At 71.3% G+C, this 13,952-nt stretch carries 13 protein-coding genes; 6 read left to right on the top strand and 7 right to left on the bottom strand.

The window, feature by feature from the left end; all coding sequences use genetic code 11:
• Positions 1 to 505 precede the first annotated feature (505 nt).
• Positions 506 to 1,810, top strand: a complete 1,305-nt coding sequence (locus C8250_RS19795) for a D-alanyl-D-alanine carboxypeptidase (RefSeq protein WP_187144909.1) — start codon at positions 506 to 508, stop codon at positions 1,808 to 1,810.
• Here C8250_RS19795 and C8250_RS19790 read toward each other — a convergent pair.
• Complete coding sequence (locus C8250_RS19790; protein ID WP_138359341.1) at positions 1,794 to 2,483, bottom strand: rhomboid-like protein; 690 nt, start codon at positions 2,481 to 2,483, stop codon at positions 1,794 to 1,796. The two genes, C8250_RS19795 and C8250_RS19790, sit on opposite strands and share 17 nt — an antisense overlap.
• A gap of 105 nt (positions 2,484 to 2,588) precedes the next feature.
• Positions 2,589 to 3,812, bottom strand: a complete 1,224-nt coding sequence (locus C8250_RS19785; RefSeq protein ID WP_138359343.1) for a winged helix DNA-binding domain-containing protein — start codon at positions 3,810 to 3,812, stop codon at positions 2,589 to 2,591.
• Between the two features lie 148 nt (positions 3,813 to 3,960).
• On the opposite strand from C8250_RS19785, the gene C8250_RS19780 reads away from it, so the two are divergent.
• Positions 3,961 to 4,374: an SsgA family sporulation/cell division regulator gene (locus C8250_RS19780; protein ID WP_138359345.1), complete on the top strand. Its 414-nt coding sequence runs from the start codon at positions 3,961 to 3,963 to the stop codon at positions 4,372 to 4,374.
• Positions 4,375 to 4,436: 62 nt separating this feature from the next.
• On the opposite strand, the gene C8250_RS19775 is transcribed toward C8250_RS19780, so the two are convergent.
• From C8250_RS19775 to C8250_RS19765, 3 genes are read right to left on the bottom strand one after another with little or no spacing between them, the layout of a single operon-like run.
• On the bottom strand, positions 4,437 to 6,683 hold the full coding sequence (locus C8250_RS19775) for a heavy metal translocating P-type ATPase (protein WP_187145297.1): 2,247 nt from the start codon (positions 6,681 to 6,683) through the stop codon (positions 4,437 to 4,439).
• A gap of 58 nt (positions 6,684 to 6,741) precedes the next feature.
• A complete protein-coding gene (locus C8250_RS19770) occupies positions 6,742 to 6,888 on the bottom strand; it encodes a hypothetical protein (protein ID WP_164294349.1) in 147 nt (48 codons plus the stop codon).
• Entirely contained in the window at positions 6,885 to 7,220 is a 336-nt protein-coding gene (locus C8250_RS19765; protein ID WP_138359349.1) for a heavy-metal-associated domain-containing protein, read from the bottom strand. The genes C8250_RS19770 and C8250_RS19765 overlap by 4 nt, the downstream gene beginning before the upstream one ends.
• A 138-nt stretch (positions 7,221 to 7,358) precedes the next feature.
• Here C8250_RS19765 and C8250_RS19760 point away from each other — a divergent pair, with 138 nt between their 5' ends.
• From C8250_RS19760 to C8250_RS19745, 4 genes are all read left to right on the top strand, one after another.
• Positions 7,359 to 7,763 carry a hypothetical protein gene (locus C8250_RS19760; RefSeq protein WP_187144908.1) on the top strand — a complete coding sequence of 135 codons (405 nt, stop codon included), beginning with the start codon at positions 7,359 to 7,361 and terminating at the stop codon, positions 7,761 to 7,763.
• 130 nt (positions 7,764 to 7,893) lie between these two features.
• Positions 7,894 to 8,049, top strand: coding sequence for a hypothetical protein (locus C8250_RS19755; protein WP_187144907.1), 156 nt, complete (start codon positions 7,894 to 7,896; stop codon positions 8,047 to 8,049).
• Positions 8,046 to 8,657: a PRC-barrel domain-containing protein gene (locus C8250_RS19750; protein WP_138359351.1), complete on the top strand. Its 612-nt coding sequence runs from the start codon at positions 8,046 to 8,048 to the stop codon at positions 8,655 to 8,657. The genes C8250_RS19755 and C8250_RS19750 overlap by 4 nt, the downstream gene beginning before the upstream one ends.
• On the top strand, positions 8,657 to 9,091 hold the full coding sequence (locus C8250_RS19745) for a PRC-barrel domain-containing protein (protein ID WP_138359353.1): 435 nt from the start codon (positions 8,657 to 8,659) through the stop codon (positions 9,089 to 9,091). The genes C8250_RS19750 and C8250_RS19745 overlap by 1 nt, the downstream gene beginning before the upstream one ends.
• A gap of 129 nt (positions 9,092 to 9,220) precedes the next feature.
• Here the strand turns inward: C8250_RS19745 and C8250_RS19740 are convergent, their stop codons facing one another.
• A complete protein-coding gene (locus C8250_RS19740; protein ID WP_138354764.1) occupies positions 9,221 to 11,572 on the bottom strand; it encodes a right-handed parallel beta-helix repeat-containing protein in 2,352 nt (783 codons plus the stop codon).
• A 3-nt stretch (positions 11,573 to 11,575) separates the two neighbouring features.
• On the bottom strand, positions 11,576 to 13,885 hold the full coding sequence (locus tag C8250_RS19735) for a right-handed parallel beta-helix repeat-containing protein (protein WP_138354763.1): 2,310 nt from the start codon (positions 13,883 to 13,885) through the stop codon (positions 11,576 to 11,578).
• Positions 13,886 to 13,952: the final 67 nt, after the last annotated feature.

The raw sequence follows: 13,952 nt of genomic DNA, 5'->3' as shown, positions 1-13,952 counted from the left end.
CTGAGGACGCGTCCGAAGCGTCCGACGCACCCCGAGCGCCTGCCACGCCCGAGGACGAGCCCCGGGACGAGCCGGCGTCCGAGCCCGAGGACGAGCCCCGGGATGCTTCCGCGGAGGCGCCGGCGGAAGAACCGGTGGAAGAACCGGCGCAGGAGCCGGTGGCCGGGCCGGTCCACGCGCCCGCCGCCGAGCCTGCCGACCGCAAGCCGGAGTGGAAAGCCGCCAGGAGCGCCCCGGCGGGCGTGCCGGCCGCCCCGCGCACGGAATCCCCCGCGGAGCCCCGCGGGTCTCACAGGAGCAGTCAGCGTCGCCGTACGCCCTCGCATGGCCGGAGGTGGAGCGTCCGGTGCGCCCGGCCGCCCCTGCAGCCGCCGTCCCGGCAGCCCCGTCCGCCCCCGCTGCCCCATCGACCCCTTCGGCCCCGGCAGCCGGCGCCGGGGCCGTCAGCCAGGCTCCCGACGCGCAGCCCGACGCGCAGCCCGAGGCGCCCGCAGGGCACCGGCAGATGCCGTTGCCGCCGGCGCCCGCGCAGCCGCTGAAGCTGCTGGCGGAGCTGACGAACACTCCGCCGCCGCCCCAGACGAAGCTGCGGACGGTGGTCAGGCGGTTCAAGATCTGGACGCCGCTGGTGGTGCTGCTGCTGATCGCCGTCGCGGTCGCGCAGTCGCTCCGTCCGCTGCCGGCCCCGGCGCTGACGCTGACCTCGGCGTCCTCGTACACCTTCCAGGGTGGTCCGCTGTCGCTGCCGTGGCCCGTGATGGGCCAGTCGGTCGTCGAGGTCGAAGGCGTCGGGAACATGGGTGTGCGCGGCGCGCAGACCCCGGTGCCGATCGCGAGCGTCACGAAGGTGATGACCGCGTACCTGATCCTCCGCGACCACCCGCTCAAGGGGAAGGAGACCGGCCCGAAGATCAAGATCGACCAGACCGCCGCGGACGAGGCGGCGTCGGTCGACGAGTCCAGGGTGCTGGTCAAGCTCGGCCAGGAGTTCACCGAGCGGCAGATGCTGGAGCTGCTGCTGATTCCGTCCGGCAACAACATCGCCCGCGCGCTGGCCCGCTGGGACTCCGGCACGCAGGAAGCTTTCGTCGTCAAGATGCAGAAGGCCGCCACCGACCTCGGCATGAAGAACACCACGTACACCGGGGCGAGCGGGTTCGAGGAGACGACGAAGAGCACGGCGGTCGACCAGCTGATGCTGGCGCGGACGGTCATGAAGAACGAGGTCTTCCGCTCCGTGGTGGCCATGGAGAACGCCGACATCCCCGGCGTGTCCAGGATCTACAACAACAACGGGCTGCTGACGGACACCCCGGGCGTCATCGGCATCAAGACCGGCTCCAGCACCCCGGCGGCCGGCGCCCTGATGTGGGCGGCGCAGAAGACCATCGACGGCAAGCCGCGGCTGATCCTCGGTGTGGTGCTGCAGCAGCGCAAGGGCTCGACGCCCAACGACATGCTGAAGTACGCCCTGTCCACCAGCGACACGCTGGTCAGGGGCGCGCGCGCCGCGCTCGCCTCGGCCGTGGTGGTGAAGAAGGGCGACGTCGTCGGCTATGTGGACGACGGTCTCGGCGGGAAGACCCCGGTGGTCGCCACCAAGGATCTGACGGCGATCGGCTGGTCGGGCCTGAAGTCCGATCTGAAGCTGGCGGCCGGCACGTCCGGCGTTCCGCACTCGGCGAAGGCCGGGACCGAGGTCGGCACGCTGAGCCTCGGCAGCGGTACGGGCGAGACCAAGGTGCCGGTGGCACTGCAGTCGGACCTCAAGGAGCCGTCCTTCGGGGACAAGCTCATCCGTCTCGGCTGATCAGCCGGACGGCACGGGAGAAGACGGCGGCCGGGTCCAGGTGACCCGGCCGCCCTCGTGTCAGCGGGTAGCAGGCGAAGCCGAGCAGCACGGCGGTGAAGTGGCCGACGTCGGTGAACGTGCGGCCGTGGACCAGGGCGAGACCGTAGAAGCCCAGGACGCAGAAGCCGTAGAAGAACCGCCAGCGGAGGACGAGGAAGTACGTCAGGACGGCCTCGACGACCGCCAGGCCGTAGCTCACGCCCACGTCCAGGGTGTCGACCGAGGTCTCGGGCGCCCGGCCGTGGTGGATCGCCCAGAGCAGCACGCCCTCGCTGATGTACGTCGCCACGACATGGCCGATGAGGACGACGGTCAGCCAGCGCAGGGTGCCGAGCCAGCGCTCGGCGGTGGCGTGGAAGACGGTGTAGAGGAACGCGTAGAACAGCCAGCCGCCGCCGCTGATCCACAGCGCGCTCCGGATCAGCGCCCTGACCGGTTCCTCCGACAGGTTGTGCAGGTTCGTCGACCGCTCGCCGAGCAGCTCGTCCAGCTGGGAGGGCGAGACATGGCGCATGACGACGGTCGTCACGAACAGGATGGCCAGCCAGATGTAGGTGCCGGGGGCGCTCCGGATGTAGGACCGTACGGCGCGCAGGAGCGACGTGAGGCGCGACCGCCAGGAAGTGTCCACGCTCGGATTGTGCTCGGAATGTGTCCGATAAGTGGCTTCTGATGACTCCCGGCGCGCCCCGGACGGCAGCAAGGCACCGGGCCACGCATGGCCCCCGCGGTCCGCTCAGGCCGACAGTTTCCGCTCCAGCGGCGTACGGAACCGCGGGGTGACCCGAACATCCCCCAGCCAGTCGCCGAGCCGAGCCGCCTCGGCCTCGATCGCCGCCACCGCCTCCTTGCCGGGCCCCTTGCCCGAGCTCTTCCCCGCGCCCTTTCCCGACCCCTTTCCGGGGCCGGGCAGCAGCCGCCACACGATCTCCCCGTCCGGGCGCTGCGCCCATCCGCCGACGACCTGCCCGTCCCACCACACCGTCGGTCCGACGTTCCCGGTCTTGTCGAAGAGCGCGGGCCGGTGTTCGTCCGGCAGGAACCAGCCCCGCTGCTGCCAGCCCATCGGCGTCGGGTCGAGACCCGGCAGCAGGGCGGCCCACGGCGCGGCGGCCGGCGCGGGTTCCACATCGCCGGGGAGTACGTAGCCGGTGCCCTCGTCCAGCGCGACCTGCTGGGCGCCGACCGCGGCCAGTGCCTTGCGCACGTCCGTCAGCGTCCAGCCCGTCCACCACTTGAGGTCGGCCTCGGTGCCGGGGCCGTACGCCGCCAGCCAGTCACGGGCCAGCGCGGCCTTCGCCTCGGCGGCGGGCGGTTCGGAGAGCGGCTCGGCCACCGCCCACCGGAACTGACTGCTCGTCCACGACCCCACCGGTCTGCGCCGGGTGATCCTGCCCTCCGCCGCGAGCACCCGGATGATGCGGCTCGCCACGTTCTGCCGGGTCTCGTACGGTTTTCCGGCCGCGATGACCACCTGCTCGCGCAGCCGCGGTTCGTACCCGCCCAGCTGCGCGGCGGTCGACTCGCCGTGCACCGCCAGCGCGGCGACCACGGCCTCCTCGACCTCCGACAGCCAGGCGCCGTCCCAGCCGCCGCCCTCCGCGAGGTGCTTGAGCAACCCGGCCCGTTCCTTCACGGCGATCGCGCGGGCCGCCGCCGCGTACACCACCGGTGCGGAGTCCAGAGTGACGACGAACATCGTCCGCCGCATCGCCAGCAGCCGCACCAGCGAACCGTCCTCGTACAGCGCCCGTTCCACATCCGTGAAGCCGGGCTCGGTGAGCCGGGCCGCCGTGGAGAGATAGACCGTCGCCGCGTCCGTCGCGTGCAGCGCCACCAGCGACCGGGTGACCTGCTCCGCGGACTTCGCGCGCAGCCCCGGCGCCAGGAGATGCCGCACCCCCAGCCGCGCCCGCCGCTCGTCCCCGCCGATCCGCCGCACCGCCCCGTCGCCCGTCATGTCCCCATGCTCACACGCACCTCTGACAGCGGCCCCGAGCGGCACGTGGCGCACATCACAGCGATCGGGACCGAAGTCACGTAATCCCCGGCCCGATTTCCCTGTCTTGGAGAGGAGTGGACACTACCCAGCGGGAGAGGGACACCTCATGCTGACCGTCATCGACCAGACCCTCCGGGCCCGGCTCTGCGCGTCCCCGGCCGGGGACCGCGTCATCGCCGCGACTCTGATCTACCAGTGCGACGACCCGCTGGCCGCGCGGATGTCGTTCCCGGCATCGGCGACGCTCGACGGCCTGGACGTCACCTGGACGTTCGCCCGCGATCTGCTGGCGGCCGGGCTCCGGATGCCGTCGGGCGAGGGCGACGTGCACGTCTGGCCGTGCGGGAAGCGGCGGACGATGATCGAACTCTCCTCGCCGGAGGGCATCGCCCTGCTCCAGCTCGACACCGAGGACGTCCAGGACTTCCTCACCCGCTCGTACACGGCCGTCCCGCCCGGCGACGAGCTCCGCCACATCGACCTGGAAGCCGACCTGGCGGCGCTCCTCGCGGACGAGTAGGCGCGCTGGATCAGGCCCTGAAGTCAGGCCCTGAAGTCAGGCCCTGAAGTCAGGCCTTGAAGTCAGGCCTTGAAGCTGCGCAGGCGCAGGCTGTTGCCGACGACGAAGACGGACGAGAAGGCCATGGCGGCGCCCGCGATCATCGGGTTGAGCAGCCCGGCCGCGGCGAGCGGCAGGGCGGCCACGTTGTAGCCGAAGGCCCAGAAGAGATTCACCTTGATCGTGCCGAGGGTCCGGCGCGACAGCCGGATGGCGTCGGCCGCGACCCGCAGGTCGCCCCGTACGAGGGTCAGATCGCCCGCCTCGATGGCGGCGTCGGTCCCGGTGCCCATCGCCAGGCCCAGATCGGCCTGGGCGAGCGCGGCGGCGTCGTTCACGCCGTCGCCGACCATCGCGACGGAACGGCCTTCGGCCTGCAGCCGCTTGATGACGGCCAGTTTGTCCTCGGGCATGACCTCGGCGATGACATCGTCGGCGGCGATCCCGACCTCCTCGGCCACCGCCCGCGCCACCGCCTCGTTGTCGCCGGTCAGCAGCATCGGGGTGAGGCCGAGGGCGCGCAGCCGCGTCACGGCCTCCGCGCTCGTCGGCTTGACGGCGTCGGCGACGACGAGGATCCCGCGGGCCGCCCCGTCCCAGCCGACGGCCACCGCCGTACGGCCCTTGGCCTCGGCCGCGGCCTTCGCGGCCACCAGGTCCGCGGGCAGGAACGCGGTCCACTCGGTCAGCAGCTTCTCGCGGCCGACCAGCACCGCGTGTCCTTCGACGACGCCCTGCACCCCGAGCCCCGGGACGTTGGCGAAGTCCTCGGGCACCGGCAGCGGGCCGCCCGTGCGCTCCTCGGCGGCCGTCGCGACGGCCCGGGCGATGGGGTGCTCGGAGGCGTGCTCCAGGGCGCCGGCCAGCCGCAGCACGGTCTTCTCGTCCTCGCCCTCGGCGACGTGCACCTCGGTGAGCGTCATGACGCCGGTGGTCACCGTGCCGGTCTTGTCGAGGACGATGGTGTCCACCGCGCGGGTGGACTCCAGGACCTCCGGGCCCTTGATGAGGATGCCGAGCTGGGCGCCGCGTCCGGTACCGACCATGAGGGCGGTGGGCGTCGCCAGTCCCAGCGCGCACGGGCAGGCGATGATCAGTACGGCGACGGCGGCGGTGAAGGCCGCGGAGGCGCCCTCGCCCACGCCGAGCCAGTAGCCGAGGGTCGCGACGGCGAGCGCGATCACGACGGGCACGAAGACCGCCGAGATCCGGTCGGCCAGCCGCTGCACGGCGGCCTTGCCGTTCTGCGCGTCCTCGACGAGCCGTGCCATCCGGGCGAGTTGGGTGTCGGCGCCGACCCGGGTGGCTTCGACCACGATCCGGCCGCCCGCGTTCACCGTGGCGCCGGTGACACCGTCGCCGGGGGCGACCTCCACCGGTACGGACTCGCCCGTCAGCATGGAGGCGTCGACGGCGGAGTTGCCCTCGCGGACGGTGCCGTCGGTGGCGATCTTCTCGCCGGGGCGGACGACGAACCGATCACCGACCGTCAGCTCGCCGGTGGGGACGCGCACTTCGCGTCCGTCCCGCAGTACGGCGACGTCCTTGGCCCCCAGCTGCAGCAGCGCCGTGAGCGCCGCTCCGGCCTTCCGCTTGGAGCGGGCCTCGAAGTACCGGCCGGCCAGGATGAACGCGGTCACCCCGGCGGCGGCCTCCAGGTAGATGTTGCCGCTGCCGTCACCGCGGGAGATCGTGAACTCGAAGGGGTGCTTCATCCCGGTCATGCCGGCCGTGCCGAAGAAGAGCGCCCACAGCGACCAGCCGAACGCGGCGAGCGTGCCCACCGAGATCAGCGTGTCCATGGTCGCGGCACCGTGCCGCAGATTCGTCCAGGCGGCCCGGTGGAACGGCCAGGCCGCGTACACGACGACGGGCGCGGTGAGCGTGAGCGAGAGCCACTGCCAGTTGTCGAACTGCAGCGCCGGCACCATCGCCATCGCGATCACCGGCACGGCCAGCACGACCGCGGTGAGCAGCCGCTGCCGCAAAGACGTGAGCTCGTCGGGCGCGGACTGCTCGGGACCGGATCCGGCGGAAGCGGGAGGGGCGGGCAGCACGGCGCTGTAGCCGGTCGCCTCGACGGTGGCGATGAGGTCGTCCACGGCGACGCCGCCGTCAAAGCTGACCTTGGCCTTCTCGGTCGCGTAGTTGACGGTCGCGGTGACGCCGTCCATCCGGTTGAGCTTCTTCTCGATGCGTGCCGCGCAGGAGGCGCAGGTCATGCCACCGATCTCCAGCTCCACCTGTCGGCCGGCAGCCGCCGTGGTCATCGCCACTTCACTCCACTCCTTCGATCAGGGCCGGTCCTTCGAACAGGGCCGACATGCCCTACATGCCCTGGTGCGAGGCCGGGCGCGGTTCCGGGGCGGCCGGTCCGCCGCCGTCCCCCCGCACCGCGCGGCCGAGGCCGAACGCGGCGCCGAGGACGACCAGCAGGATCAGCAGATAGCCGCCCAGCCTGACCGGTGCGGTCACGCCCGGCCGACCAGTTCGTAGCCCGCCTCGTCGACGGCGGCACGGATCGTCTCGTCGTCCAGCGGCTGCTCGGACGCGAGGGTGACCAGCCCGGTGGCGACGTCGACCTTGACGACGGTCACGCCGGAGACGGTCGCGAGCTCCTTGGTCACCGCGGACTCGCAGTGGCCGCAGGTCATGCCCGAGACGGAGTACACGACGGTGCCCGCGGCCTGCGACTCGTCGGTCGCGCCGTCGGTGTGGCAGGTTCCCTCGGGGGAGCAGCAGGACATGGCGTTCTCCTCATGCGTCTCGTGCGGTGACGGCTGTCGCCGTCCACTGGTGACCACCATATACCCCCCCAGGGTATTAAGCGAAGCCGGACCCGCTGTGGCCCCCGCGCGTCGTTAGGCCCGCCGCTCACCGGGTAGGCGCCGCAGCGACGGATTCGGCCACGTTCGGCCACCGTTCGACAACCGGAGGTGACTCGGATGCTGTTCCTGGGATTGGTGCTGCTCGCCGCGACCGGAACACTCACGGGACTATTGATCGCGGGCAACCTGGGCGGCGGGCCCGACTACACGGTCGCCCTGCTGGGCCATGACCTCATCACGATGAACTCGCTCTCCATCTTCTGCGCCGGCCTCGCCCTGGCCCTGGTCGGCTGCCTGAGCCTGCTGATGGCGGGCGAAGGCGCCGCGCTGCGCCGCCGCAAGGCGGTAAAGCTCAAGGAGGCGCGCAACGACGCGGCCGTGGCGGCCGCCGAGCGCGACGCCCTCGCCGCCCGGGTCGAGCAGCAGCGCACCGACAACGCCCACCCGGCGCGGACCTCCGCCCCGGAGATGCCGCTGCAGCAGCCGCGCAAGCACCGCGCGCCGCACGCGCTCGGCAGCTGACCGCGGGTCGTCGCCACCCAGGTCCCTCATCTCCCCTCCTCTTCTCCGCTCCCCGCGAGTGGGAGAGGGGGATCGGGGAAGGGGAGGAGAGGGCTACGGATTCTGCCGATTCTGCGGGGAGTGGTGCGCGATGGACTGGTGGATCTGGATCGTCGTCGTGGTGGCGGTCCTGCTGGTACTGGCCGGATCGGCGGCGGGCGTGCAGGCACGGCGCCGCAGCGGTGGGGTGATCGCGGTACGCCGCGGCGCCATCGGCCGGCGGGCCGGGAAGGGACGCGTGAAATGACCGCGCCGACGCACGAGCCCGGGCCCGCTTCCTCTTCCGCGATGATGCTCGCCTCGGAGATCACCAAGCGGCCGGTCGTGACACTGGCCGGTGCGGCTGTCGCGCAGGTCAAGGACCTCGTCTTCGACGGCACGGCCGGCCGGATCGCCGGCTTCACCCTGAGCGGCCGCGGCCTGCTCTCCGGACCGCTGCGGCACAGCCTGCCGTGGTCGGGGGTGCACGGGCTCGGCCACGACGCCGTGATGATCAAGGACGAGAGCGTCTTCGAGAGCAGGGCCGACGTCCTGGAACGCGGCTCCGCCGGCCGCGGCGACGTACTCGGCTCGCGGGTGCTGACCGACGGTGGCACCGACCTGGGCAGGATCTCCGACGTCGTCGTCGAGGTCGTCGAGGGCACCACGGCCCACGTCGTGGGCTACGAGATCGCCTCCTCGGACGCCCTCGACCGGCAGGGGCGCAAGGTGTTCATCCCGCTCTCCGAGACCACCGCGGTCTCCGGTGAGGCACTGGTCATCCCGGCGGCCGCGGCCGAGTTCGTCGCCGACGACCTTCCCGGGTTCGCGGCGGCGGTCCAGGCGTACCGCGCCCGCCGCAGGACGGAGGTCTGATGCTCTTCTCGGAAACGGCCGGCCGCCAGGTGGTCAGCGCCACCGAGGCCCGCACGGTCGGCATCGTCGACGGTTTCGTCGTCGACCCGGCGACGGCCTCCGTCGTGGCCCTGCGGCTCAAGAAGACCGACGGCTCCGGCGACACCCTCGTCTGGGAGCACATCCACGCCATCGGACCCGACGCCGTCATCGTCCGCTCCGGCGCCACCCTCGGCACCCCCTCGGGCGAACTGGCCCCTCTCGCCGACAAGCACCGTTCCCTGCCGGGCAAACGCGTCCTCGACGAACGCGGCGAGGCCCTCGGCACCGTCTCCGACGTCGACTTCGACGCCGACACCGGCGCGCTCCTCACCATCCGCACCACGACCGGCGACCACCCCGGCAAACGCGTCCTGGGCCTCGGCCCCTACGCCCTGATCCTCCGCGAACCCTGACCACCCCGCCCGCGACGCACCCCGCCCGCGACGCACCCCCGCCCGCCGCGACGCACCCCCCCCCGCGACGCACCGCGGCCCGGCCCCCGCCGAAGCGGGGACCGGGCCGCGGTGGTGTGCTCCCGGGGATCAGGGGGCGTAGTAGCCGTTGAGGTCGGCGATGAGCTCGACGCTGCCCGCACTCGCGTTGTAGAAGCTGTTCATGCCCGCTTCGTTGTTCGCGACGACCACCTGATTCGCGATGGTCTGCCCGGCCGTCCAGTTCAGGTTGGAGACGGTCGGACGGGCGGAGTCCCGCGGGTAGACCGTCATGAAGCCGATCTGGGTGCCCTGTGTCACCGTGACGTTCAAGGACACTGCCTCAGCGTTCGAGTAAGCGACGTCCCGGACGCCCTGGGTCTGATGGCCGCCGACCGGCGCGGCCGGTATCCATTCACCGACACCGTCCGCGAACCACGGTGCCCGGGTGTCGATCACCCGGTGCGGTGCTACGGCGTGGAACTTGTCGCCGCCGGACGCGGTGAAGTAGCCGGTCACGTCCGCGAGCACCTGTACACCGTCGCTGTGGTTGTAGAACGACACCTTGCCGTCCTTGACCGGAACGGTCACCAGGTTCGGGATCGTCTGCCCCTTCGACCAGTTGAGGCTCGAAGCGGTCGGACGGTCGGTGCCGTGCGGGTACACCGTCAGGAAGCCACCGCTCTTGGGCTCGGTCGCGGTGACGTTCAAGGTCACTGCGGTCAGGCCACTGGCCGGGATGCCCTTGACGCCGGCCACCTGCAGGTCAACCGTGGCACCGGATCCCAGCGGGCCCTTGGGGGCGCCCACCGCGGACCGGGTGTCGAGGAGTCGGGACGGCGTGGTCGGCGTGAAGCCGCTTCCGGTGGTGCTGAAGTAGCCGAGCAGGTCGGCGAGCACGTGCACGGTTCCCGCGCTGCCGTTGTAGAACGACACCTTGCCGTCCTTCACCTGCACGGTCACCAGGTTCGGAATCGTCTGGCCCGGGGTCCAGTTCAGGTTCGACGCCGTCGGCCGGTCATCACCGTGCGGGTACACGGTGAGGAAGCCGCCCGCGACCGGCTCGGTGACCGTCACGTTCATGGTCACCGCCGTGACGCCGTCCGCCGGCACACCGTGCTGGCCGGCGACCGGCAGTTCGACGGTGCCGCCCGCCGGGACGGTACCCCCGGTGGTGCCGGTGCCGTCACGGGTGTCGAGGACCCGGACCGGGCCGATCGGTGTGTAGCGCGTACCGAAGTTGTCCTGTTCCATCGCCCCGCGATCCCGGTGGCCGGAGCCGGTGCCGGTGTCGGCGACCCACGGGTCGTCGACGGCGCGGGTCCCGACACGGTCCGTGGTGGGCATACCCGGCGCGTTCTCGTCCGCCGAGTCGATGAGCGGGGAAGGCGTTCCGCCGGAGTCGCCCACCCAGGTCTCCAGCGTGACGTCGCCGATGAGGTCGTGGTCGCCCTGGCCCGTGGCGGCGGTGAAAGCGGACACGTTGTCGTACGTCGTGTCGGCCCAACTGTAGGCGGGACCGTCGTCCTTCGAGTCGAAGGCGTTGTAGGCGACCTTCGTACCGCTCGTCGCCGCGGTGTCCACGCGCAGACCGGCGACCGTGCCGCCCCCCGCACAGGGCTGTTCGCCCGTGTCGGAATGCGTGATCACGTTGTTCTCGACGACCGCGCCGGTGGATGCACCGGCCAGCCCGATCGCGTCCTGGCACCCGGCGGAGATGGTGTTGGCGACGATCACGGTGCCGGGTGCGGCGTCGGCCACAATGCCGGTGAGGTGGGTGCTGAAGATCAGATTGCCGGCGATGACCGTGCCCTGGACCCCGGGGTCCATCTTGGCGAATCCGTCCCTGGTTATTTCGTTGTTCCGGAGGATCCGCACCGATGATGCGGCCCCCGCGATCCGGACAGTGGGCCAGCTGGCTACGTCACCCGCCGCCAGGCCGCCCGCGAGCTGGTTGCGGGAGATCGTGATGTCGGAGCCGCCATTGACCAGTACCGCCTCCTGCTTGGCGGACAACGTCATCTCAAGAATCCGGATGTGCTCCGCACCGGAGAGCAGGAACGCATGGGCCTTCGAGCTGCCCAGGCCGCCGCCCACGGTGGTGGGGTTGTCGCGGTACTGGCCGGGCCCGCCCATTCCTGTGAAGGTGATCGGGGCCTCGGCCGTGCCCGAGCGGGTGACGGTGACCTGCTCCGGGTAGTCGCCCTCGGCGACATGCACCGTCTCGCCGGGCAGCACCTTCGCGGCGGCGGCCGAGATGGTGCAGTACGGCTGCGCCGGCGTGCCCTGACCGGCGTTGGAGCAGTGCGCACCGGCTGCGTTGTTGACGTACAGATTCACGACGGCCGCCGCCGCGCCCCCGGTACCGAGGGCGGGCAGCGCGACCGCGCCGAGCAGGAGAGCGCCGGTCAGGGCGCCTACGCGTGTCTTGATGGGGTCTCCAGGAGCTGAAAGGTATGGCATGGCTCAGACCGCCTGGTAGCCGAATTGGTCGACCACGAGGTGGATCGGCTTCGTGCTGCCGTTGTAGAAGGCGACCTTGCCGCCCTTGCCCACCTTCACCACGACCGCGTTGGGGATGGTCTCCCCGGCGTTCCAGTTCAGGTTGGACGCGAGCGGACGGGCCTGGCCCGACGGGTACACCGTCAGGAAGCCGCCGGCGCCGGGCTGGGTGACGGTGACGTTGAGCGTCAGGCCCGTGACCCAGGGCAGGCAGTTGGTAATTTCGAGGGTGCCGCCGGCGGGGATGGCGGACGCCGGGCGCGTCTTGTCCGTGCAGCCGTCGGTGGTCGGCTCCCGGGTGTCCATGAGCCGCTCGGTGAAGTAGCTCCGGTAGGTGTTGTGCCCGGTGGCGTCGAAGTAGCCGGCCACGTCGGCGATGACCTGGGTGGTGTTGCCGCCGCCCGCGACGTAGAGCGCGACCTTGCCGTCCACGACCGGGACCGTCACCAGGTTGGCGATGGTCTTCCCGGCCGGCCAGTTGATGTTCGACGCCGTCGGGCGGGCCTGGCCGTGCGGATACACCGTGAGGAACCCCTGACCGGTGGAGCCGGTCACCGTGACGTTCAGGGTCACGGCCGTCACGCCACTGGCCGGTACGCCCTTGGCGCCCGTCACCTGCAGGTTCACCGTGCCGCCGGCCTTGACGGCGCCCTTGGGGGCGCCGGTGCCGTCGCGGGTGTCCAGGGCGCGTGCCGGGCTGGTCTCATGGAAGACGCTGCCCTTGGCGCTGTAGTAGCCCTCCACGTCGGCGATCACGTGGGCGCCCATGCCGGCGCCGAAGTACTCGAACGTGACCTTGCCGTCCTCGCTGACCGGCACGGTGACCAGGTTCGCGATGGTCTCGCCCGCGGTCCAGTTGAGGACCGACGACAAGGACCCCGTCCCGGCCGCGAACACTTTCAGATAGCCCGCGCCGGTCGAACCGGTCACGGTGACGTTCAGGGTCACCGCGGTGACCCCGGCCGCCGGGACGCCGGCCTTGCCGCCCAGCTGAACGTCCATCCACGAGTTCAGCAGCCCCTTGGGAGCGCCGGTGCCGTCACGGGTGTCCAGGACACGGGTCGGCCCGGCAGGCGTGTACACGCTGCCGAGGTTCCCCATCTCCTCCGCACCGCGGTCCCGGTAGCCCGACCCCGTACCCGTGTTGGGCGTGATCGGGTCGTCGAGCGCGGCTGTCCTGTAGACGTCGGTGGTGAGCATCCCCGGGGCGTTCTCGTCGGCCGAGTCGACCGTCGGGAGCGGCTTGGCGTGCCGGTCGCCCTCGTTGGGGACGGTCGGGTCGGCGAAGACGTCCCGTGCTCCCTGTCCGGTGGCGGTGGTGAACGCCGCACGGTTGGCGTACTTGGTACCCGACCAGTTGTAGGCCTGCTCGCCGTTGGACGTGTTGATGACGTTGTAGTCGGTCTTGGTACCGGGCACGGATGCGGCCTCGACCATGACCCGGGTGGTCGCGGCGCAGCCGTCCGAGGTTCCCGAATAGTTGTCCGTCGTGACGACGTTGTTCTCGATCGTCGCGTTCGGCGACGTACCGGCCAGCACGATGCCGTCCTGGCAGTGGCTGTAGACCGAGTTGCCCACGATGACCGTGTTCGGCGCGTCCGTGACCGAAATGCCCCTGACGTTCGCGTTGAGGCTGTTCCCGGTCACCACGGTGCGCCGGGCACCGGCCTCGACAGCGACGCCGGCGCCGGAGTTGGCCCAGAGGTTGAACTTCCCGAGCGTGACGTCCTCGGACGCTCCGGTCACGCGCAGCGCGACCGACTGGGCCCCGGCCACCGTGCCGTTGATGACGGAGACGTCCTTGGAGCCCTCGACGTGCACGCCTTCGTCGACGGCGTCGAAGTTGAGGTCCTTGATCCTGATGTGCTCGGCGTTGGTGACGGACAGCGCCCGCGCCGTCCCCCCGGTCGCTTCGTAGCTGCCGATGATCGCGGCGTCCTGTATCGATCCCCACTCGGAGACATCGCCGGTGAAGGTGATCGGGGCCGCGGCCGTACCGGACTTCGTGATGCTGACCTGCTCGGGGTACGTCCCCGTCGCGATGTGCACCGTCTGGCCCGGCAGCGAGGCGTCGGCCGCGGCCTGGACGGTGCAGAACGGCTGGTCCTGCAGTCCGGTGCCGGCGTTCGAGCAGTGGGCCGCGGCCGCGTTGTCCACGTAGATGTTGGCCGGGACGGCTGCGGCGCCCGGTGCTCCGGCGGCCGGCAGTGCGATGGCTCCGAGAAGTACGGCAGCGCTGAGCATGCCTGTTCGCGTCTTGATGATGCCCCCCATGGGCGAAGAGATGAAGTGCCGAAAGCGGCCCCACCGCCCGGAGGCGGTGGGGCCGCATCAGCGCGGC

It is taken from the genome of Streptomyces sp. So13.3, from assembly GCF_005860785.2.
In the GTDB taxonomy this organism is placed as follows: Bacteria; Actinomycetota; Actinomycetes; order Streptomycetales; family Streptomycetaceae; genus Actinacidiphila; species Actinacidiphila fildesensis.
The sequence above is the reverse complement of the archived record's forward strand: the minus strand, read 5'-3'. Positions and strand labels throughout refer to the sequence as shown.